Raw genomic sequence first — 22,729 nt, forward strand, 5'->3', positions numbered from 1 at the left:
GAATCTATGAATCATGTTTGATCAAGGAGGAACAATGGGTGAAGCCTGTCACAGTCAAAGATTTAGTGGATCGCTTCTCGCTCGAAGTGCTCGCTGGACATTCGGAATTACACCGCACCATTACCAAAACTAGAGCGCATCGCCCCGGCTTGGAATTTGTCGGTTTTTTTGAATATTTTCCGCAAGAGCACGTTCAGCTGCTTGGCAGTAAAGAAATTACTTACCTGCATAAACTGACTGAGCACGAAAGGAATCTGCACATCGGCAACATTGTCAAATACCACCCGCCTTGTTTTGTCGTAACGCGAAACCAGGAGGGCCTGAAATATTTAAAGAAATACTGCGAGGAGGAGAAAATCCCGCTCCTGCGCACGCCTGCCCCGACGACAAAGTTTCAGGAGCTGGTCGATATTTATTTGAGCAAATCGCTCGCTCCAGAGATCGCTGTTCACGGTGTCTGCGTCAATGTGTCAGGGATCGGCATTCTGCTTCGGGGCAAATCCGGCGTCGGCAAAAGCGAAACTGCCCACACATTAATTCGTCGAGGGCATCGGCTCGTTGCTGACGATATCGTCGTGCTCAAGAAAATCAGCCCGGAGACGATTCTCGGCACACATAACGGGAAGACAAAGGAATTTCTGGCACTGCGCAGCATCGGACTCATTAATGTATCGCGTCTGTATGGAAGAAAAGCATTCCAGGAAGAGACGCGCATCGTGCTGGATATCGAGCTGACCAAGTGGCAGGAAGATGCGCTCAATAACGATTTGGAACTGGAACCTAAGTTCACGGAATACATGGATATTCGGATTCCTCACATCGAAATCCAGCTGCAGCCAGGACGGGATGTGGCCGGGCTTGTTGAGGCCGCAGCCAACAGTTGGTATTTGCGCCAGCAGGGTTACAGCGCTGCTGAGGAATTCATGCAGCGTTTGCAGAGCGGGACGGATTAGCCCCCGATTTGTCTTCATACCGCCTTAAAACCCCTCCCGCTATCGAAAGTTGTTGGTGGAGGTGTTTCATCATGAATCAAAAATTACGAATCACAATACTTGCGATCACGATTGGGTTGTTGCTGTTCGGGGGTTGGACGGCCTATGCTTCAACGTCATCCAGCGCCCAGGTCTCCACGGCCATTGAGGGGACATTCAAATCCGTTGATTCCACCAATACGAAGGTGACTGTGACAACGGACAGCGGTGATCAAACCATTACGTTAGCCAAATCGGTATGGGTATATCGCAACGAACAAAAAGCGCAATTGTCCGACCTGAAAACAGGCGATAAAATTGAATTGATCCTGAACAACAAGCAGCAAGCCGCTTATGTCAAAGCTGCATCAGAAGGCGCTGCGGTTGCTGAACCGAAACCGCCTGTCCAAGCGTCACCGACGCCGACACCGACGTCTTCACCTGCAGCTTCCGGTGGAAATGAAGTCTCAACAGGGGCTTTGCCGAAAGTACCGACCGCATCCGCACCGGCAACGAGCACCCCATCTCAAGTGCCAGCACCGCAAGTGAATGAGGTGTATCCCGGTTTGGACGGCTTTGACCTGAAAATCGATGGCAAGCATTTCAAGCTGCATATTCAACAAGCTCCCGGCGGCAATGGCAGTCAGTCATACGACCTTAACATTAAGCCTGAGGGCTCCGGAATGGTCCATTTAAAAGGCAATGAGGCCGCTGCTTGGATTCAGATGCTTCTTGCCACAGTCGACCTGAAATCTTCAAACGCAGAACAGCAGATCCTTGCTGAGCTTGCCGATCATTATGGACTCGATGCCAGTAAGCTGAATATCCAAATGAAATCCAACTGGAAGCAAGCATCCTCCTTGCAGAAGCAAGATGATGATGAGAAGGGCAATGGCAAAGAAGAAGATAATGATCAGGGCGATTCCCAGAAGAATGAGCATAGCAATAACTTCAACAACAACAACAACAACAACAACAACAACAACAACAATAACAATAACAATAACAATAACAACAGTAATAACAACAACGGCAACCATGATAAAAAAGCAGAGAAACAGGATAACCATAAAAAGAACGAGAAGCAGCATGGCAATAAACATGATGATTAATAACGATCGTGAAAACCGAAAAGAGGTAGAGCAGAAACATCCTGCTCTACCTCTTTTTTCACTTCTCGCCTGGGCTCATTTTTTCTTGCCTTTGCCATGCCCGTGCTCATTGCCTTTTTTCTCATTCTGCGCCTGTTCTAAAATGGAAGAAGCGTCAAAATCAGCCGATGCCGGAGCCGCTTGTATGTTCGGCATGTCAAAAGCAACGACAGGCGCCTGTGCCAACGCACGAGTCATCATTTCCCTGAACAGCACCGCCGGCACTGCACCGCCGGATGTGGTCAGATAGTGGGTGCGATCCGTCCGATCGTAACCCACCCATACCGCAGCCGTAAGCTCCGGCGTATAGCCTACGAACCAAGCATCTTTGGCGCTGCTGGTGCCGAGCCCTTTGAATTCATCCGTTCCGGGCAATTGTGTAGTCCCGGATTTGCCTGCCACCGGGCGGTTCATCGCCGCATTTTTACCCGTCCCGCCCGCTACTACCTGCTGCAGCATACCCGTCATGGTATAAGCCGTCTCCGGCTTCATGACTTGCACACCCTTCGTGCTAGCTTGAATTAGTACATGACCGTCGCCAGTCTCGATCTTCGTAATGGTATGTGCTTGATGCAAGATTCCTTTGGCGGCAAAGGTGCTGAACGCTTGCGCCATCTGGAGAGGCGATACGCCCTCCGAGAGCCCCCCGAGCGCAATACCCAGCTGTCGATCCTTAGCCGGCAGTGTAATCCCTAAGGATTGGACGAATTTGAGACCACTGTCGATACCCATCTCATGAAGCAGCCAGACAGCTGGAACGTTCCATGAAGAAGTAATCGCCTCCTGCATCGTCACCTGCCCTCGTGATTGATGATCCCAATCCGCTGGCTGGTAGCCGTCGATATTGAGCGGACCATCGTAGAGAACCGAATAAGGGGTATAACCTTTTTCGAGTGCCGGTCCGTAGACAACAAGCGGTTTGAACGTGGAACCGGGCTGCCTTCTGAGCTGCGTAGCACGGCTAAACCCGCGAAAGACCCCGTCGCCGCGTCCTCCGGCAAGCGCACGAATGCCGCCCGTTTGCTGGTCCAGAATAACCGCACCGCTCTGAATAAGCTGATCAGGCTTACTCTCCGGAAACAACTGATCATCGTTGTAAACATCGGTGACGGCCTGCTGAACCGAAGGATCCAGCTCCGTCGTAATCCGCAGCCCGCCCGTTAGCAGCTGCTCCTCCGTAAAGCCATATACATTAACGGCCTCTCGTATCACCGCGTCGACATACCCCGGATAGCGCCCCTTCAAGTCATCTTCCTTGCCGACTTTTACGACGCCAAGCGGGGCGGCCTTCGCCGTATCGTACGCCTGCTGCGTGATCTTCCCTTCATCGCGCATGAGCAAAAGGACGGTATTTCTCCTCTCGAGCGCCTGAGCCTCGTCCTGGAATGGCGAATACTTGCTTGGAGCCTTAGGCAGTGCTGCTAGAACCGCGGCCTCCTGCAAGGTTAAATCCTGAACGTTTTTGTTAAAATACGTTTTAGCGGCCCCCTGTACGCCCCAACTCCCCTCTCCGAAATAGATGCTGTTCAAATACATCTCCAGGATTTCATTTTTGCTGAAAGTCATATCGATTTTAATCGCGTATGCCGCTTCCTTCAGTTTACGCCCTATCGTTTTGTCCGCATTTAAGAACAGGTTGCGCGCCAACTGCTGCGTGATTGTACTGGCACCCTCCGAGTAACCGCCACGGACGACATCGCGCATCACTGCTCGGAGAATGGACTTCACATCGATACCCGAGTGCTCAAAAAATCTTCGATCTTCTACCGCCACGACAGCATCCGTCAATGCTTTGGGCATTTGCGACAGCTGTACGGGGTCTACCTTCGATGCGGACAATTGCGATGCCGGTTTGCCGAATTTATCCAACACGAGCGTTGCCTCGGGAAGCGGTTGATTCAGTTTGGACACGTCGAGCCCCCGGATGTATATGAACCCTGCCAAACTTAAAGCGCCGGTCCCAGCTAAGACCACTCCAATTAAAATCGTCCATAATTTGCGATTCTTCCAAAACCTCTTGCTCATCGTACCTCTCTCCTTTATCGCTTATACATATTCGCAGCGTGTTAGCTGTAAGCGACGCTTAGGAAGATGGTAGTTAAAGCAAATTATTTCGGGCTTAGAGACCAATCAATCCTAATAAACCCCACAGGGAGATTCGAGGTTTTCTTGCAAAGGACCGGGTCCATTCCCAGGCATCGCGGTCAATTTCTTTAAGTTGTTGATTGTGTTGTGCTATTTTTCCTTCGAGAAAATAAGGATGATTTGGCATTGTTATGCACTCCTTTTTCATACAAGGTGTTTGTTTGACCTCATTGTATGAAAAAAAGTATGACAGCTGCGTGTCATACTTCTTCGTAACGTTTTAACATTTTTGCTATTTTAGTTTGAACAAGCTTCCTAAGCGTGAGCGGCTCCAGTACCTCCACATCTTCTCCAAAGCTTAGAACTGATGCTACTAACCAATCCACATCCGAAGGGTTGATGACCCTTATCGTCAGGCTCCCGTCCTCATTGTACCTTTTATCTTCGGCATAAAAGTAATCAAGCGCCCGTGCGAAGGAGCCGCCGGCAAAGTGCAGTACAGCATCTTCCATTTTTTCTTGCTGATTGTTTTCTACAGAAAGCTCACCCGGAGGCGTCGTGTGATTCCGATGAAAGATTTCCGGCAGAGCAACCAACTCCGTCATTCTCGAAAGCTTAAACATCCGGTAGTCTTGACGTGATCTGCAATACCCGTGCAAGAACCAGGCGTAATACTTAAACAGCAAGCTGACCGGCTCAACCGTTCGAAGACTTCTTTCATCCTTGCCATTCATGTAACCGAATCTTACGACATTTCGTGTGCTGATCGCTGACCGAAGCGTATACAAATCATCGTTATTGGCCCGCCAACTGCCTAAGTCCATGGTCAAGCTCTGCGAATGGGTATCGCGTTGAATCGTTTGAAGCCTGTGAATCGTTTCTGTCGTTTTGTCATCTTTGAACACGGTAGCCGTACTGTGAAGCAAAGTGATTAACGATTCAATATCGTTAGAACCGAGCAAGCTTTTATCCATCTTGTATTCTTTGATGATGCCATAACCGCCATTGACGCCTTGATAAGATACGACAGGGATGCCAGCCGCACATATAGCCTCAATATCGCGGTATATCGTCCTTTGCGAAACCTGATACTTCTCTGCAAGCTCCGATGCCGACAAAACCTCGTGATTTAACAACGCGTATGTAATGGAGATTAGCCGTTCTAGTTTCATAATGATCACCATTCATTAAGATATATGAATTTCATTCATTTCACGAACATACGTTCATTATAGCACAAAAAAAACGCGTCAAATCCGAAAATGGATCAGACACGTTTTTTATTTATGCAATCGATGTCGGTGCATCGAAAATAGTTGTATACCCGCTAATGGAGCTCAGGATGCGTGCCGCTTCTTCGTCGCTCATCGAACCATAACGCTGAACGGCATCGACGATTTTGGGGAACAAATGAATGTCTCCCGCGCTGGCAAAACCGCTGACCCCGGGGAAGGATAGTACAAAATGCACACAGGCATCAATGACTTCCTGCTGGTCGAAGGGCTCATACCAAGTTGCGTAAGGCCGGCTCTGCCCTTCTGTCCACGGGGCTTTCGCAATGGCTTTGATTACGCGTACGGCGGCCGATTGCCGATTAGCCTCTTCCATCAAAGCATCGAATGCCTCACGGTACTCAGGCAGACTGTACATGTAATAGTTGAGAGGTAGCAGCACAGTGGCAAACGGAAACCGGCGAAGTGCTTCCAGATGAACGACCGGCGCCTGATGTCCATGGCCTGTAATGCCGATTTCTTTAACAATCCCTTCAGCTTTTGCTTCTACTGCGGCTTCCAAAGCGCCGCCTTTTTCCGTGCAGCGGTCTAATTCATCCAATGAACCCACCGCATGAAGTTGAAGAAGATCAACCGAGTCCACCTGCATACGCTCTAATGAGCGGTAGATCTCTTCTTTCGCTTCCTTCTTGGTGCGCTGCCCTGTCTTTGTCGCCAAGAAAATGTCATTACGCACCCGGCTAATAGCCGGTCCCATGCGCAGCTCCGCATCCCCGTAACTGGCTGCCGTATCAAAATGGTTAACGCCATGCTGCAAGGCATAAGTAATGGATGCATCCGCTTCTTCCTGGGTGACGTTCCCTAGGCTTGCGGCCCCGAACATTAAAACAGAGCTCTCGTAACCCAAACGACCGATCGTTCTTTTCAGCATGGGTGAAACGCCTCCTTCACTATTCTTACAAAGACGAACCAAAATCACGTTCATTATATCAAATGGCCGATCCATACGTAAGTGCTTTCATATGGTTAAGTTACTCACCATAATGATCCTTGATATAGGTTATAAGCGTTCCTATCAGTTGTCCTTTGAAAGCGTCAGAAACTGATTGACCCGTTGGATTTGAATAATGGTAAGCTTTCATTTCCTCATCATAAGAGAACCCTTTTTCTGTTAAAAAATCATGAAGTTCGCTGGGAAATTGGTCTGATCCTATTTTTTCAATCAAATACAATGTAGCACAAACTTTTAAATCTACGTCACCCCTTCCAGTGTAGAGAACAAATATGTCAGTATCGTTACGTGATATCCATTGCCCTTTTGAAAAGATAGATAATCTGGCTTTATCCAGCGAAGCGATTCCATCTAGATTTACACCAAATATCCCATTAATCATATTTCTAATTTGCGATCCTGTTATCTGTTCGCCATAGGAATGTAGGTATCTATCCATAACTTCTACTTTTGTCATTGCCATGATTTGAGGATCGAGCTCAGTTGAAGCAGGGTTATCATTTTGGGTTTCTCTAACACGCTCCATGATATCAAGGGGATATGTCGTTAGTAGGCTGCCTTCACCATTTGCGGAAATTGTATCTAAGTTGATTCGATAAATATCGTTTATCACTTTCCTAATCTCACTGCCTTTTAATTTCTTCTGACTGGAAATAAGATATCTATCCATAACCTCGACCTTGGACATATCCTTAATTCGACAGTCCAATTGTGTAGAATGGGGTTCTACACCGATACTCATTCTGATTGCCTCCATAATTTGATGAGGATATTTTGTTGTTTGCAGTTCACATAATGAACCCTGTTGACCTTCAATTTTGGACATTTTTCGTTAACCTCCTTTTATCCAATAGCCTATGACAAAACCCCATCCGAATGAATGATGGGGTTTTCCTCAATGTTAATCCAAGCTAAGCAATCTCGTAAGAATAGGCGGAATTTCTAACGGATCAACCATAACTTCAATGACCGTTGCCGTTTTCGATTGTAAGGCTGCCTGAACAGCGTTCCTGATGTCCGTCTCATTTTCACAACGATATGCTGAAGCACCCATGGATAAAGCAAATAGACTGACATCCAGCGGCCGTTCATACACAGCGCCGACAGATCGCCCCGTATTGTAAGACATTCCTTTATCGACCATATCTAATCGCCCGTTATTCAGAACGAAGAAAATGACTGGCGCCCCATGATTCACGGCTGTAGAAATCTCCGTCCCATGCATCATGATGCAGCCGTCTCCGGTTACGCATACAACAGGTCGGCTGGGATCCGCAATTTTCGCACCAATGGAATAACCGATCGCTGCGCCCATGGCAATGAACACTTCGTCAAAATAGAACGTTCCGGGCTCGATGATCTCAAAATTTTGTACGGCATGAAACGAATGGCTGCCCGCATCTCCGAACAGAACAGCTTCCTTAGGAAGCGCAGCGCGCAAGCTTCTGAAGGCTGTTCCCGCTGTCAAAACGGTTTCCGTTTGCGCCGACGTTGCCGCCGCCTCTTCAAGAGCCATTAACGGTGCGTGCTGTCTGGCCGTGGCACCGCTCTTTTTGACTAATTGGCTAAGGTTGTAATGAATGTCACCAAGAATGACTCGCGTCGGCGCTTGGATCGTTTTGCCTGCGAATGTGAGGTCGTACTCAAACTGCAGCACCTTGTCGGGTTCCATATCGGCCGTAAAGCCGGATAGCTGCATGTCGCACAGCTTACTTCCGACGACGATCATCAGATCGATACCGGATTTCATGTAAGCCGTCACTTGTTTGGAACCGCCTAGACCATATCCACCTAGATAAAGCGGGTGCTTGGTCGGAAATGCACCTTTGCCTCCCGGCGTCGTAACAACAGGGATTCCCCAATGCTCGGCAATGGTCCGTAGTTCGGCATATACATCCGACATGACGGCGCCTTTTCCAAGGAAAAGGACCGGTTTCTTCGCCTCGTCGAGCATAGCGATCGCTTTATCGATATCACGTGATACGACGGGAGAGATGTGGTCGGGCAGCGGAAGATAAAACGACTCCACTTCCTCCATTAGCACATCAAAGGGGATGCACAGATGGACGGGACCTTTTTCACCTGCGTACGCTTTTTCCAGGGCATGTTTGAGATAAAGAGGAAGCAGGTCACCCCGCTCAATACGAGCGCTGAATAGAGTCACGGGTTCAAACATTTTAACCAGATCCGTGCCGAATTGGCTGGAATCCTGGCTCAAGGCCCGGCCTGTGTCTTTCATTGAAGGTTGTCCGGTAATGAACAACACCGGCAATTGGAACTCTTTGGCCTGCCCGGCCGCCGTGATCAGATTCGTCCCGCCAGGGCCTGACGTACCGATGGCTATGCCCATCGTTTTCTTTGCGAGCGCATAACCGGAGGCCTCGAACCCGCAACCGGTTTCGTGACGGCCCAGCACGTATTCAATTTCGTGGTTTTCCAACTCCAGCATTAGCGGAGAAATCGACTTGCCGGGAATACCGAATACATGCGTGACTCCCCAGTTTTTAAAATGCTCAACCAGTATGGTATAGACTCTCTTTTTCATCTTTTCACCTTTACGAATTAGTTTTCATGGCCGTTGTTTTCGTGAATAACTGTTCAATTTGATCTGCAGGTAAAGGCCGATGATAGTAAAAACCTTGCACTTCGCGGCAATTCTGGCTTTGCAAAAAGTCCAATTGATCCCTCGTCTCGACCCCTTCGGCGATGACATCAATCCCGAGCTTATGTGCCATGGCTATAATCGTAGCCACGATATCCGCATCATTCGTATCCGTCATAATGTCACGGACGAAGGACTGGTCAATCTTCAGCCGGTCAATCGAAAACAATTTCAAATAGTAGAGATTGCTATATCCTGTTCCAAAATCATCGATACAAATCTGTATGCCTAATTCTTTCAGCTTCCCTAGCACTTCAATCGCAATCTCAACATTCATTGTCATTGACTCTGTAATTTCCAGCTCCAGGTATTGCGGATCCAGTTGGGTGTCTAACAGAATTTCTTTGACGGTGTCGACCAAATTGTGCTTTGAAAATTGGCGAGAGGAAAGATTGACCGATACCTTGGTAGGTACGAACCCCTTATCTTTCCATATCTGATTTTGTCGGCACGCGGTTCTCAGTACCCATTCCCCAAGTGGAACGATGAGCCCTGTTTCTTCCGCAATCGGGATGAATTTGCCAGGAGGGACTAGGCCGAGGGTTGGGTGATTCCAACGAACTAGCGCTTCGGTACCGATGACTTCTCCTGTTCGAATATCGATTTGAGGTTGGTAATATAGCACAAACTCCTCTAGCTGAAGGGCTTTGCGGATGGAATTTTCGAGTGTAAGGCGTTCAAGGCCGCCGCTATTCTGGGTAGGCTTGAAGATGCTGTAGTTGTTCTTGCCTTCGTCTTTGGCTCGGTAGAGGGCGATGTCGGCGTTTTTCATCAAGGTTTCAGCATTCAAGCCATCATGAGGATAGAAGGCAATTCCTATGCTGGCTGTAATGTAGAACTCGTATCCATCTACAGCAAACGGTTTCTCAAACGCTTGAATGATTTGTTCCGCCACATGAATGGCGTCCATATGTTGGGTAATCTCCTTCAAGACGATCGTGAATTCGTCCCCACCCATTCTGGATACCAGTTGGTTAGGGGCATGACAGCATATCTTTAGACGGTCAGCTACAAGCTTAAGCAGCACGTCCCCATTGTTATGACCTAAGGTATCATTGATTTTCTTGAAACTATCCAGATCCAGAAACATGATCGCAAAGATACAGTTTTCGTTCGCACCATGCTTCAGCAATTCCGCGACATGCCCCGCGAAAAATCTTCGATTCGGCAATCCAGTTAGATCATCATGATAGGCCAGATAGTTGATTTGCTTCTGTGTATGATAACGTTCCGTGATATCCCGAAATTGTGCGAATGCGCCCATAATCTGCATATTCTCATCGTGTATGGGAAAAGCGTCAAACAGGCATACAAGCTCATCTTGTCCCTCTTTGGGCGGCAGCATCAATTCCATATCTTCGTATTCTTTTCCCGTATGCAAAACTTCGCTGATGAACCGTTTGGTATTCATATCGCGGATCGGTTTGAAAATCACATCATGCTTCTTGGAGCCCGTTATGATTTCGGCAAATTTATTAAACTCGGTTATGACGCCCTCGCGGTCCGTAATAATGATACCGTTGCGAGTCGTCTCGATGACCACTTGATTCAAAATATGTAATCTTCGGTTTTGTTTTTTCAGAAGCAACTCTCTCTCGATAGAATCTACGACCGTGCTGAGCATCGCCAGCAAAAAAGGATTATGCTGATCGATGGTCGTCATAATCGTTATCGTACCGAGCAAATTGGATATATCCGTATATTGGAATGGGACCGAATAACATGCGGAGGATGTGAGAAATTGATAATAATGATCTTCTCCGACAAGTTGAAACGCATATCTGTGTTCAAGAGCCAGATTAATGCTGTTCGTTCCTGCTTCATGTTCATTGAACACGAGACCGACCTGAATTCCGGATTCGTTGACTACACTTTTAATCGCTTCGTCTCCCGCCATCTCCAGGATACAGCCCTTCTCGTCCGAAATCATGATAAGCAGCGGAATCCCCTTCATGAGTTCCAGCAATTTATGGACGAAAAAGTTGATGACGGACAATATCTCTTCATAATCCCCCCGTTTTTGATTCAGTTCGGTTTCTGATAAAAAGGTGGAAAAGGAGGGGATTGCGTAAGGATCAATACCTAGCTTTTCACATCTCCACTTTGATTCTGAGATCCAAGTTTCTTTATTCATCTAATCCCCCTTCTCAACTATGAAAGAGTGCAGAAATTAATAAAATTCCATTTAGAAAAACAGGTATTCTATCTCTTCTTTCCCATTATGTCAACGAATATCAAATTTTGTCAATTCATTTCTTGGCAATTACAGGTAACCAAAGGAACTAGTCAAAAGTCCACGCATTAGGGCACATATAGTATCTATGGGCTATTCATGAACAAAAAGCGGGCTAAGGAGTAGTTCCTTCGCCCGCTCTGCTTTAATGCAAAAATTGAGGTGAAATAAGAGAAAGCAATTTTGCAACGTCTTCCTTGTCGATATTCCCAAACGGGTTCGATGATTGGGTAAGGGCTGTTGTTATTCGGCTAATGTCGATTGTGGGCATTGTAGACGTGATTGGAAAATATTTATTTCTAAGCGCATTTTGCACCTGCGATTGGGAGGTGTTATCGGTAAGACCAATGCCAGACCAAGTACTAGATATGTTGCTGGGATCTGTAGTAAAAACAGTGTACAAAGAAATGTTGGCAGCTCCTTGTGGGACAGCTGTAGATGCTGGAATGGATATAACCAGAGGGCCATCCTTGGCTGCCCTGCCAATTTCACCGAGCCTGTGCCAGTTAACGTCGGTAAAATAAGCGACGTACTCTTTTACCATCGATTCATCCACTGCGTGTTGCCATGATAAAGAACCATGGATTTTTCCTTGATGCTCGTCCCAATCCGTAAATTGGATAGAGCGAGCGGAATGTAATTCCGGGTGAGGGTCCATCATATTAATTGGAACATAGACTGGCGCACTTTCTTGACCTTCCAAATTTATGGTCGTATTTGCAATCTGCTTAGCACCGGTTGGTAGGACGGTCGAATCATTGAATTGATAAGAAAGATATGACCAGCCTTTGGGCAAGTAAACCTTGCTAATGGGTTGAAGAAAACGTCCTTGAGCATCGGCAAAATACAAATGATAGCCTTGTATAGCACTGGTGACGGCATTGCCTGTAGGGACGCTCCATCCAAAAGAGCCAGTTATTATCCCTTGTGGGTTTGCCATCGTGTAGCCCGTAAAACCTGTAGGAACCGGTATACTTTCCGAATAAGTCACATTCGTTACGGTGTCCGCCAATTGGTTATCAGAGAGTACCAGCGTACTATATAGTTCTTCCCCTTTGGCATTGTTTGCTCCAATCGCAAAGTAAGCCAAATTAGACGGAATGTCGGTTACGCGAAATTGATAGGTTTTGTCAGCTCTTTTGGCTATTACGCCTAATAAATGATCTGTAATCTCGTCTCCTTGCTCGCGATAAAAGACACGGTATCCCGCTACTTGAGAATCATCCGCGGAACCGCTCCAGGTTAACAGTCCGTCAACGACGCCTCCATGCGGATTCAAATCCGTAAATTTCAAACCAACAGGCGCGTACATGGCTGTTTTCCAAATTGGCATCGTTTGTTTGGCAACCGTGAAATCGCCATCTTGGAGTTGTATGCCGATTCTAGTCGCCCCAGTTGGAATAGGCGTGGGAGGCAAATTAAACGTGCCGTTATCAGACACTAGCGTGCTACCTGAATCTTGCAATTCACCCACTAGCTTCTCTTCATTGTCAAAAAAACCATAAAGAACCTTGGTCCCATTAAAATACTCAAAATTCTTATATATTGACCAGGTGATGATGCCTGCGATTTTATTAACATCATTAGATAAAGTGTCTTGAAATGAAAAGGACAGTTTCGGAAAATCTTCGAACTTCCAATCAAAAGTTATATTGCCAGAGTAAGTATCACCTTCATTTAGAAATGAAGTTATGAGCGATTGATTCAAGTCTCTTGAAGTTAATACTTGAATTTTGTAGCTGCCTGCAGGCAGGTTGTCAAAAGAGGCTCTGCCCTCATCGTCTGTTTGGACCGAAAGGGGAAATGGGATACTTGATGGCGCAGTTGCCCCTGTTAGCCCGACACGAACTCTCCCCACAGGTGCCTCATTGCTGTTGATTACAGTAATGTGAATGGATACTCCTGATGTAGAAGCAGATACTTTGTTCGGTACTTGCAACGCAACTAACAAACCCACCAGGAAAACAAAAGCCACTGTCCATTTTGATAGTAGTCTAATCATAATAAGCTCCTTATGTCCAAATTCTGGTTGCTTTGATTATTCGACATGAACTGACACTTTCCTCCCAGGACTAAAGTGGCGGTAAAATCAACTGCGAAACGACTGCTCCACTAGTCTGGCGCTGCTCAGCTTCACCACAAACGCCGCACCTAGCAGCGCTAAACCTGTAATCGCGAAAACAAAGGGAATTCCGATCCAGCCCCCTAGAAAGCCGCCAAGCAGCGGACCTATCACGATACCGAACTGATTTGCCGATTGGTTCAAACTGACCGCCCTTCCGCGGAAATCAGTATCCGCATATTTGACGATGAGCGCATTCAAAGCCGGATAAACGGCCGCAAAAAACAGCCCATAACTGAAACGAAGGATGCCAAAGCCGACAAGTTGATTGACGCCTAGCTGAAGCAGGTTGCCGATGCCTCCGCCTATCAAGCCGATGAAGAGTATTTTGTCATAGCCGATTCGACCGCCTATGATGCCCCAACGGGGACCCATAATGACCGTAGCTACGCCAACCGCTGAGAAAACTATGCCTGAGCTTAGCGATGCACTGTCGATATTGCCGCCGATTTGCACGACATAGATCGTCAGCAGCGGCTCCAGAATCAAAACTGAAGTCGATACCAATAAGGTGAGCCCAAAAATCCGCATCAAGCGTGTGTTGCCCGCCGCTTGTTTAAGGTCACTAATCACACTTAAACGGACCCCGGCTTGTCGTTCGTGAACCTCTTTAACTCCTACCAGAACGATAAATGCAGATAGTAACGTAATGACGCCCGATGCCACGAAGCATTCCCGCAATCCCATCCAATGACTCAACACGCCACCCGCCAGCGGTCCTAGAATGCCGCCTGCTGCCGTTGAGGTCGATATGACGCCTAGTGCGTAACCGACATGCTTCTCCGGCGTATTGGTGCCAACTAATGCGATCGAGGCAGGACTAAAGCCTGCCATTAGCCCCTGGAAAATCCGGACAACAATGAACATGTAAGGATCATGAACGAAAAAGTTGGCGAAGTGCGCCAAGGCTAGACCTATGCCAGAGCGAATCAGCATTGGTTTCCTGCCGTATTTATCGGCAAGCGAACCCCAGAAGGGGGCGCACAACCCACTGATCAGAAAGCTGATCGAAATGGAGATGCCAGACCAAGCCTCCAGCCCGCTTTGAATCCCAAGATTATTTTGCAAAAATATAGGGAAAAACGGCACCGAAAGGGTATACGCCATGTGGTTAAAAAATAAGCCCAGCCACAACATATGAAGATTACGTTTCCAGTACAGCTCCATGCTGCATCCACCTTTCGTTGCTCTCTGCCGCTTGAGTACTAAGGCATTCAATAATTTTTATTAATCCTATCGACTAAGTGCGATATGACCCTAAATTTACCATTGGTTTCTCAGTGTTGTCTAATAGATTTTTTCAATCCAAAAAAATAAACGACCGCCCCGGCCGATGCCGGAAAACGATCGTTTATTTATATAGAAGTTGCAGTTATCAAGCTCCGCAGCATTTCTTATGCTTCTTGCCGCTGCCGCACGGACAAGGGTCGTTTCGCCCAACTTTTTGCCGGGAAGCAAAATTGAATACTTCCGCTTTGGCCGGCGGCTGCTGCATCAGAGCAATAGGCGCGCTTGCAGGGGAAAGTTCATTTGGCGTATAGCCCTTGAGCAGCCACTGGCGGGTATTGTTATTTAGATCCGAAATATGGTTCATAAAGCCCTGCGTCAGAACCAAATCATTAATCTCCAATTGCTCCTGAAGCGATTTGAGCAGATACCCTGGCGAACGTCCGAGACGAATGTCATCCGCACACATTTCGACGATTAAATCCGCCTCCTCCCAAGAGATGGTGTAGTTTTTTCGGATAAAATCTACGAATGCTTTGTGGCTTGGGTTCCGGTCGACGTATTCGGGCTCGCCTGCTTGCAGAAGCTGGATCTTGGTGAACGGATAGAAGGACAAATCCAATCTGGACTTCTGCCCCTGAACCACTTGATTGTCACTCATCATTAGTTGGCTGTAGAAGCCTTCTGGACCGTGATCGATCCGCTCATAGAACGGAATAGAATCCTCTATAATGGAAAAGTACTCATCCATTTCCACATGCATACCCGTCAACTGACTAATAAATCCTACCAATTCATCCAGGCTAGCAACTCCATAGTAAAACAACAAACCATGCGTCAGTTTGACCCATTCCGTATTCCTTCTGATCGATTCGCGAAACACCGAATGGTTGAGGCTTTGGAAGCTTTGTGCAACTTCTTGCGGGATAATCAGTGCATGTTTCCCTCTATGCTTGCCCTGGAAAATCAGCCCTCTACTTTGGAAATAAGCAACTTGATCGGATTCGATCAACGAATACGTATAACCGCCGCGCGCAGCAATCTGCTTTAAAATTTGATAACGGGTCTCGTCGAATTTATGTAAAAGCTCGGGAAGTGCTTTTGGAATCTGCTGCTCCAATACGTCCGCTAACTGTTGTTTATTCAGCGAGCTAACGCCTTTTACCGCCAGAAAAGTCCTGATTTCGGTCAATTCACTCTTGGACAGCCCGGCAAGGCCTTCAGCGAGCGAAAGCGGCACTTCAAATTCGGGCCAACGCTTCCCCCCTGCTTTAGCCTCCATTTTTTGCTGCGTCTCTTTCGCCTTTTCTACGGCGTTGAGAAGCGCTTTCTGGTCTTTCGCGCTCAGGCGCTTGTTCATTTCCTTCATCCTTTCCGAAACAAAAACAGTATACGTTTAACCCATATATTGTACACGCAATCTCTTACTTTCGATAGGGTTTTCCACTATTTTCCGGGAGGTCGGAACGAATGGCGCTCTCGGAAGCTTCTCCCCATCACAATAAAAAGCCCCCCTGCTTCAGAGCTGGTCTGAAAGCAATGGAGCCTGAACCTTTACTTCAACCTAATGCTTTTAAGCAAAATATCCAAAGGTTCCTTTTCTTCCGTTTCCCCGCGATGCAGATGCTCAACCAGCTTATCCAGCCTTGCCACTTGATGGCCGTAGTCGTATAACGCCGCCGCTACCACGGACAATCGCAGCATACCCGCAGGCCGTTCATTGTACCGCTCAATGAGCATGGTCATGAAGCGCTCGTTCTCCTGTTCCATCTCCAAACCTTCTGAACTATCCGCCTTCAGCTTGTCATCGAACTTTAGCAGCACATGCTCATGAAATTTGATCAGCTTCTCCAGATGGCCGTCGAAATAGCTATCAACCTCAGGCGTACGCGCTTGAAAATAGTGCTCATCCACGGCTTCCAGCACATCGAGCCCTTTGTGCATCGCAAGCAGCTTTTGCTTGTAGATGACAAGGTGGCGGATGCGGCTGAATCCGGCTCGTTTGAGCTTTTTCACTTCTTCTTCCATGAGCTTATACTTATCCGCCAAAGCATGCAAGGCGCTCCGCAGCCCTTCCTTTTCTTCCCGAAACACCGTTTCCTTCATTTCATTGGAAATGACCGTCCGCAGGAGAAGCGACATTTTACTGAAGGCCGACTGAATTTGCACGGCAAATTGTTCTTTAGGTTTTGGCGGGAAAAAGAGGACATTGATCACGAACGCGCAGCCAATACCGATTAAGCTCAGCAAAAAGCGATTGAGGGCGAAATTCCACTCCGCCGAAGCCTCCATCACCGCCACGACCGTAACTAACGTAAGTCCAATCGTTTCTTCCATCCCCATTCTTAAGCAGATGAGGATGACGAGAATACACACGATCCCGATTGCAATGATATTATTGGAGAAAAACATGCCGGCCAGTAGAGCCAGCACAGCCCCCAGGACGTTCGTCTGCAACTGCTCGAGAAAATAGCGCCAAGACCGGTAAATCGAGGGCTGCATCGCAAAGATCGCCGCCACGGCAGCAATAACTGGAGGTGTAAAATTTAACCAAGCACTAATATATAAAGCCAATGTAACCGCAATCCCTGTTTTCCACACACGTGCACCGAAAACCACAGAGCCCCTCCTCTTACTTGTAAACCTCATAAGTCTTATCTTACACAGGTGCGGAGTCGGATGCAAAAGAGAGTTGTCAAAATCGGGATTAATAAAGCATCCCCGTAACCGTCTCTACCGATTGCAGCCATTCCCCTTCCAGCAAAGCAGCCGCCACGTTCTCGATATCCCGCGAAGTGGAGCGGTCTTCCACGACCGGTGGGACGAGTGCCCGCAACTGGTCGTACAGAACCCGGGTTGCCGGAGCAAGCCCCTCGGCCCCGATAAACTCGGCGGCTTCAGCAGCGCAGATGAGCTCGATTGCCAGCACCTTGGACACGTTGTCGATGACCTGTACGGCATGCCGTGCGGCTGTTGTGCCCATCGACACATGGTCCTCCTGATTCGCCGAAGAAGGGATCGAGTCCACACTGGAAGGATGTGCGAGGACTTTATTTTCCGAAACCAGCGATGCGCTGACGTATTGGGTAATCATCATACCGGAACCAACCCCAGGGTTATGGCTCAAGAAGGCAGGCAGCCCGCCAGACAGCGCCGGATTGACCAGCCGTTCGGTACGGCGTTCGGAAATGTTCGCGAGCTCGCTCATGCCGATTTTTAGAAAATCCATGGCAAACGCGATCGGTTGCCCATGAAAGTTGCCCCCGGAGATGACAAGACCTTCTTGGACGAATAACAGAGGGTTGTCGGTAGCCGAATTGATCTCAACGGCAAGCTTATCTTGGGCGTAAGCAAGCACTTGGCGTGTTGCGCCGTGTACTTGCGGCAAGCAGCGCAATGAGTAGGCATCTTGTACGCGAATTTCGCCTTGGCGTGTAGTCAGCTTGCTGCCCTGCAGCAGCGTGCGGAGGTTTTGGGCCACTCCGATCTGTTCCGGATAAGGCCGTACACGCTGCACCTCTTCGGCAAAAGCATCCGGAATGCCGCGCAAGCATTCGACGGTCAGCGACGCGATGACATCGGCCATTTTCGCGAGGCGCTGCGCTTTAATCAATGCCAATATGCCGATGGACGTCATAATCTGGGTGCCGTTAATCAGAGCAAGCCCCTCTTTGGCTTGCAAAGTGATCGGTTTGAGCCCTGCTTTAGCAAGAGCTTCAGCACCTGGCAGTCGTTCGCCATGGAAGAACGCCTCTCCTTCGCCCATCAGGACAAGCGCCAGGTGAGACAGTGGCGCCAAGTCGCCGCTAGCGCCAAGCGAGCCCTGTTCCGGTACCACCGGGTGTACTCCGCTGTTGATGCAGTCGAGGAGCAGCTGCAGCGTTTCCGGGCGGATGCCGGAATGCCCCTTTGCGAGCGCATTGGCGCGCAGCATCATGAGTGCGCGCACTGTCGGCTCCGGCAGCGGTCTGCCGACGGCGCAAGCGTGGCTGCGGATCAGGTTTACCTGCAGCTGCGCTGCATCTTCCGGCGAGATATGCACATCGCTGAATTTGCCGAACCCGGTCGTGACGCCATAGACCACTTGGCTTGTGGTGACCAGTCCCTCCACCATTTGGCGGCATGAAACCACTCGTTTCAATGCCTCATCATCAAGTAAGACAGGTATGCGATCATAAACAACCGCCGCCACCAATTCCGTTGTCAACAGCTCCCCGTCTAATAAAACCGGAGTCACTTCAGCGTTATTTTCCTGCTGTTTATATACCATTGCCATCGTCTCCTCCGACTCCTTTCTCGCTTTAACAAAAGAAAGGGACCGCACGGAAGTTATTAGCTTCCATACGGTCCCTTTTTATAAAAGAGGGCTTTATGCGATTGTCCGGTATCCTCATCCTGCCGATACAACATCGCGATCACTCACTTTTTAGTTAAATAAGATATAACTTTATTCTCACACGCGCGGCAAGGAACTGTCAAGAAGGCATATGGCCCGTTGACTTTATCCTTCCACTTCCGCAACGCGCACGACAAAATCCATCCCATAAGGGTAACCCGATGCATAAAAGAACTTGGCTTCCTATATGAAGCAAATTCAGTCGATGGGATTCGGGTGGTGAGGATTTTTTCGCTTTTTTCATTATTTTAACCAATCAAATTACTTTTAATTCGGTTTTCTCGCATCATGAGGCAGAATCAAGTTACTTTAGCCCCTTATTCCGGGTATATTTCCATCCAATTGAGACAAAAACATCATTAAAGCACGACGCAATTCGTCTGGTTTACTGAGCATAGGCAAATGCCCTGTTTCAAGCATTTCGACATGCTGAGGGGCAAGATTGGCAATCATTTTATCCTGCACAGACAGAGTCAACTCTCGATCGTTTGTTAATTTCAGATACAGTTTCGGTACTTGCGGAGTGGGTGCTCCTATCCGATCCGTATAAACGCGAGCGGACTCCGGGACAAAACAGCGCACGATTTCAGCTGCTTGTTCAGGCGAAAGATCATTACAAAGCCCCTTGCGAATGGCTGATTCCGGTGGTTGTGTTCCAAACATACGCAGAATAACGCGCATCAATGTTCGTTTTGCAAATGGCAAAACCGAGAGAAATGACCCTCCCCCGCGAGGAATCATCGCCCCAATCGCCACCAATCCCACAAGCCGATCCGATAGATCCTCGGCGACTTTAAGAGCGAGAATTCCTCCCAACGAATGCGCGACGATGATAAATTTTTGAACATTCCAGGCTTGAATTTGCCTATTGATATGTGCCGTATAATCATAAAGTGAAAGCCCTTGTCTTCCCTTCTTCTCACCATGACTCTGCGGAAAATTAACAAGTAAATAAGGAGATTCCAATCCTGTTACGACCTGTTCCCATATCCTGCTTTCAAGACCTGCGCCATGAATAAATACGAATCCAATCTTGTCCTGTTTATCTGCTTCAATGCTACTCATTTCCCAACCCCCTACCGGTTATCAACTAATGTCATAATAGAAAAACTTCCCTGACAGCTATAGTCAGGGAAGTTTTTCTCCGGTATATTCGATTTAGATGGCAATCTACGCCAGCGACCATTACTGAATTATTACTTCCCTGCGCTGTTTATTTTAGTGACAGTATAATGCTTCATTTCTTCAATGGCATTAAAAAAGGGACGGACATGCGCGAAGAATGGCTGAAAATCAGAACCCGTTCGAAACCCTTTCATATGCCCATCCAATGAATCCCACTCGATACGAACGATATAGCGATTGGGTTCCTCCATTCCTTTTATCACTTCGTAGCTCAAACAATGTTGCGAACGATCCAGATATTGGCTCGCTTCCTGATAAGCATTTAAAAACTCTTCCTCTTGACCGGCAGGCACATTGTAACGAATAATCTCTACGACCATGAATTTGCGCTCCTTTTTCTGGTAATTTGCACATTCAACAACTTCATATTACTAACAGATGAAAATATTAACAAGAACGCACTTTTAGGTAAGAGTAAACGTACAGGAGGGTTTTGTCGGTGAAAACAAATTATAATTGCTCTGTGGAGGCGACACTAGAGGTTCTTGGAGGCAAATGGAAAACTCTGATTCTCTATCACTTAACGGATCAGACGCTTCGGTACAATTCAATTAAAAAGTTAATCCCCAACATATCATATAAAGTATTAACTGCCCAATTGAAGCAATTGGAACAAGACGGTCTCATTCAGCGCGTAGAGTATGAACAAGTGCCTCCTAAGGTGGAGTACTCACTCTCGGAATACGGAGAAAGTCTGAAACCTGTTTTATCTTCCATGTGCAAATGGGGATTCAACCATATCCAAGATTTAGGAATAAACAGTTCTAAATAAAAATCGCCTTACTCCATCTCCCAGTAAGGGATAGGTGCAAGGCGATTGCCGTTCACAGTATAAGCTAGCGTGATTGCGTATTATTTTTTATTCGTTTTAGCCCATTCATCCAGTTGTCTTTGCTTCTCGGCAATAATTTTATCCATCCCTGCCGCTTTCATTTTGCTGACAAACTCAGGGACAAATTTCTCAGGATCGATCGTCCCCGTGTACAAGCCGCCGGTGAATTGCGTAGCCACATTGTTCGTAGCGGCAATTTCGTTTTTCACCTTCTCCGGATCAAAAACAAAGCCGAGTGCGATCGATTTTTGAGCGCCGGTATTAAACTCTTTATAACGATCCCAGATCTTAGGATCTTCGGTTTTCCAGATAAAGGAGTTCAGTTGGTTACCGAACATCCATGGCAGGTTCAGGTTGTAACCAACGGATGCGGCGTCCACGCCTTGCGGATAGTCGATAATGTTGTCGCCTGCTTTCACATAGTGTTTGCCTTCAATCCCCCAGTCGAGCAAGTTCAACAAGTGTTTATCCGTGTAAAGCAAGTTCAGGAACATCATCGCTCGCTCCGGATCTTTGGACGTGTTCGGGATGGCAAACATCGCGCTGGTAGTATCGCCTGTAGTCGTGTATGGCTTCGTCAGTTCGACGGTCACCATCGGCATACCGGTGTTGCGCGTTTCCTGCATTTCAAATCCCGGCTTCATGGATTCGCCGTAAGCGAAGGCTTTGCCGGCTTTCACAGCCAAGAACTCGCTGTCTTTGTTTGTAGCTCCGTCTTTATTGATATACCCCAGTTTATACCACTTGTTCATGAGTTTAACCGCTTCCATGAATTTCGGCGTTTCAAACATGTCGATGACCTTCAGCTCTTTGCTTTCACGATCCAGCACGCCCGGTCCATCGCCCAGCATATCGAACAGTCCGTATCCTAGAATAGCACTGGCCGGGGAACGGTCATTTTTCACCTGAAGCGGCGTGATGCCCGGTTCGTTATCTTTGATCGTTTTGAAAATAGGCTCGAGATCCTTCAGCTCTTTGACCGCTGTCAGGTCGATTTTATATTTATCGACGAGGTCTTTGCGCATAACGACGCCTTTCGTAGCCGCAAACTCTTTGTTCGCCACGACGCCGTAGGATTTGCCGTTCAGCTTGCCGCCTTCTACGTAAGCGGGGTCGAGCACGCTTTTGATGCCTTGACCGTACTTATTGATCAAATCGTCCAATGGGATGATTTGGCCTTTGGCCGCTTCTTGGCCTAAACCATACCAAGAGGCGGTAAACATCAGGTCGAATTGCTCGCCGGAAGCGAACATCAGGTTCGTTTTGTTCGTCCACGCGCCCCAATCGATCGGACGAATTTCAATCGTTGCATTAATTTTTTCCGTCAAATACTTGTTCATCTCGTCTTGAACCGCAGGCAAATCTTTCGGCACAACGCCGGATGGGAAAATCATGACCAATTTGTATGGTTTCAAATCTTTAGCGGATGATGTCGCTTTCGCTTCTGTAGTCGCAGCCGCCTCCTGTTTCGGTGTGCTAGTGCTTGTTTCGGCAGCAGGTTTGGCGCCGCTCGAGCAAGCCGATAGCGCTAAGGATAAAACTAACGCCGATGAAGCGATGGAAACCAGTTTTCTTTTTGGTTGAAACACGGATACCCCTCCATTAATGGAAAATTTGTAGT

Annotated in this window: 18 protein-coding genes; 3 read left to right on the forward strand and 15 right to left on the reverse strand. The window is 47.7% G+C overall.

Annotated elements, in window-relative coordinates; translation table 11 throughout:
• The first annotated feature begins 38 nt into the window (after positions 1 to 38).
• Together hprK and ACFQZT_RS18840 are read left to right on the forward strand one after the other, a co-directional pair.
• Positions 39 to 953: an HPr(Ser) kinase/phosphatase gene (hprK, locus tag ACFQZT_RS18835; RefSeq protein ID WP_379302390.1), complete on the forward strand. Its 915-nt coding sequence runs from the start codon at positions 39 to 41 to the stop codon at positions 951 to 953.
• A 71-nt stretch (positions 954 to 1,024) separates the two neighbouring features.
• Positions 1,025 to 2,083 (forward strand): hypothetical protein, encoded by a 1,059-nt coding sequence (locus ACFQZT_RS18840; RefSeq protein WP_379302391.1) that lies wholly within the window; start codon positions 1,025 to 1,027, stop codon positions 2,081 to 2,083.
• Between the two features lie 75 nt (positions 2,084 to 2,158).
• On the opposite strand, the gene ACFQZT_RS18845 is transcribed toward ACFQZT_RS18840, so the two are convergent.
• The 14 genes from ACFQZT_RS18845 to ACFQZT_RS18910 form a co-directional block, all read right to left on the reverse strand.
• Positions 2,159 to 4,147, reverse strand: a complete 1,989-nt coding sequence (locus ACFQZT_RS18845; RefSeq protein ID WP_379302392.1) for a transglycosylase domain-containing protein — start codon at positions 4,145 to 4,147, stop codon at positions 2,159 to 2,161.
• A 94-nt stretch (positions 4,148 to 4,241) separates the two neighbouring features.
• On the reverse strand, positions 4,242 to 4,394 hold the full coding sequence (locus ACFQZT_RS18850; protein ID WP_379302393.1) for a hypothetical protein: 153 nt from the start codon (positions 4,392 to 4,394) through the stop codon (positions 4,242 to 4,244).
• A gap of 73 nt (positions 4,395 to 4,467) precedes the next feature.
• The gene (locus ACFQZT_RS18855; RefSeq protein ID WP_379302394.1) at positions 4,468 to 5,379 is read right to left on the reverse strand and encodes a helix-turn-helix transcriptional regulator; all 912 of its coding nucleotides are present in this window, start codon (positions 5,377 to 5,379) and stop codon (positions 4,468 to 4,470) included.
• 112 nt (positions 5,380 to 5,491) lie between these two features.
• Positions 5,492 to 6,370, reverse strand: a complete 879-nt coding sequence (locus ACFQZT_RS18860; protein ID WP_379302395.1) for an aldo/keto reductase — start codon at positions 6,368 to 6,370, stop codon at positions 5,492 to 5,494.
• Between the two features lie 100 nt (positions 6,371 to 6,470).
• Positions 6,471 to 7,277: a hypothetical protein gene (locus ACFQZT_RS18865; RefSeq protein ID WP_379302396.1), complete on the reverse strand. Its 807-nt coding sequence runs from the start codon at positions 7,275 to 7,277 to the stop codon at positions 6,471 to 6,473.
• Positions 7,278 to 7,352: 75 nt separating this feature from the next.
• Entirely contained in the window at positions 7,353 to 8,996 is a 1,644-nt protein-coding gene (locus ACFQZT_RS18870; protein ID WP_379302397.1) for a thiamine pyrophosphate-binding protein, read from the reverse strand.
• A 10-nt stretch (positions 8,997 to 9,006) separates the two neighbouring features.
• Positions 9,007 to 11,247 (reverse strand): EAL domain-containing protein, encoded by a 2,241-nt coding sequence (locus ACFQZT_RS18875; protein WP_379302398.1) that lies wholly within the window; start codon positions 11,245 to 11,247, stop codon positions 9,007 to 9,009.
• A gap of 244 nt (positions 11,248 to 11,491) precedes the next feature.
• Complete coding sequence (locus ACFQZT_RS18880) at positions 11,492 to 13,348, reverse strand: carboxypeptidase-like regulatory domain-containing protein (RefSeq protein ID WP_379302399.1); 1,857 nt, start codon at positions 13,346 to 13,348, stop codon at positions 11,492 to 11,494.
• 87 nt (positions 13,349 to 13,435) lie between these two features.
• The gene (locus ACFQZT_RS18885) at positions 13,436 to 14,635 is read right to left on the reverse strand and encodes an MFS transporter (protein WP_379302400.1); all 1,200 of its coding nucleotides are present in this window, start codon (positions 14,633 to 14,635) and stop codon (positions 13,436 to 13,438) included.
• 208 nt (positions 14,636 to 14,843) lie between these two features.
• The gene (locus ACFQZT_RS18890) at positions 14,844 to 16,055 is read right to left on the reverse strand and encodes a YecA family protein (RefSeq protein ID WP_379302401.1); all 1,212 of its coding nucleotides are present in this window, start codon (positions 16,053 to 16,055) and stop codon (positions 14,844 to 14,846) included.
• A gap of 194 nt (positions 16,056 to 16,249) precedes the next feature.
• The gene (locus ACFQZT_RS18895; protein ID WP_379302402.1) at positions 16,250 to 17,314 is read right to left on the reverse strand and encodes an FUSC family protein; all 1,065 of its coding nucleotides are present in this window, start codon (positions 17,312 to 17,314) and stop codon (positions 16,250 to 16,252) included.
• Positions 17,315 to 17,402: 88 nt separating this feature from the next.
• A complete protein-coding gene (hutH, locus tag ACFQZT_RS18900; RefSeq protein ID WP_379302476.1) occupies positions 17,403 to 18,965 on the reverse strand; it encodes a histidine ammonia-lyase in 1,563 nt (520 codons plus the stop codon).
• Between the two features lie 435 nt (positions 18,966 to 19,400).
• Entirely contained in the window at positions 19,401 to 20,156 is a 756-nt protein-coding gene (locus ACFQZT_RS18905; protein ID WP_379302403.1) for an alpha/beta fold hydrolase, read from the reverse strand.
• Positions 20,157 to 20,287: 131 nt separating this feature from the next.
• Positions 20,288 to 20,596 (reverse strand): antibiotic biosynthesis monooxygenase family protein, encoded by a 309-nt coding sequence (locus ACFQZT_RS18910; RefSeq protein ID WP_379302404.1) that lies wholly within the window; start codon positions 20,594 to 20,596, stop codon positions 20,288 to 20,290.
• A gap of 119 nt (positions 20,597 to 20,715) precedes the next feature.
• Here ACFQZT_RS18910 and ACFQZT_RS18915 point away from each other — a divergent pair, with 119 nt between their 5' ends.
• On the forward strand, positions 20,716 to 21,048 hold the full coding sequence (locus ACFQZT_RS18915; protein WP_379302405.1) for a winged helix-turn-helix transcriptional regulator: 333 nt from the start codon (positions 20,716 to 20,718) through the stop codon (positions 21,046 to 21,048).
• An 80-nt stretch (positions 21,049 to 21,128) separates the two neighbouring features.
• On the opposite strand, the gene ACFQZT_RS18920 is transcribed toward ACFQZT_RS18915, so the two are convergent.
• On the reverse strand, positions 21,129 to 22,697 hold the full coding sequence (locus tag ACFQZT_RS18920) for an ABC transporter substrate-binding protein (RefSeq protein ID WP_379302406.1): 1,569 nt from the start codon (positions 22,695 to 22,697) through the stop codon (positions 21,129 to 21,131).
• Positions 22,698 to 22,729: the final 32 nt, after the last annotated feature.

The sequence above is a fragment of the Paenibacillus sp. GCM10027628 genome (genome assembly GCF_042676385.1).
GTDB lineage: Bacteria > Bacillota > Bacilli > Paenibacillales > NBRC-103111 > Paenibacillus_E.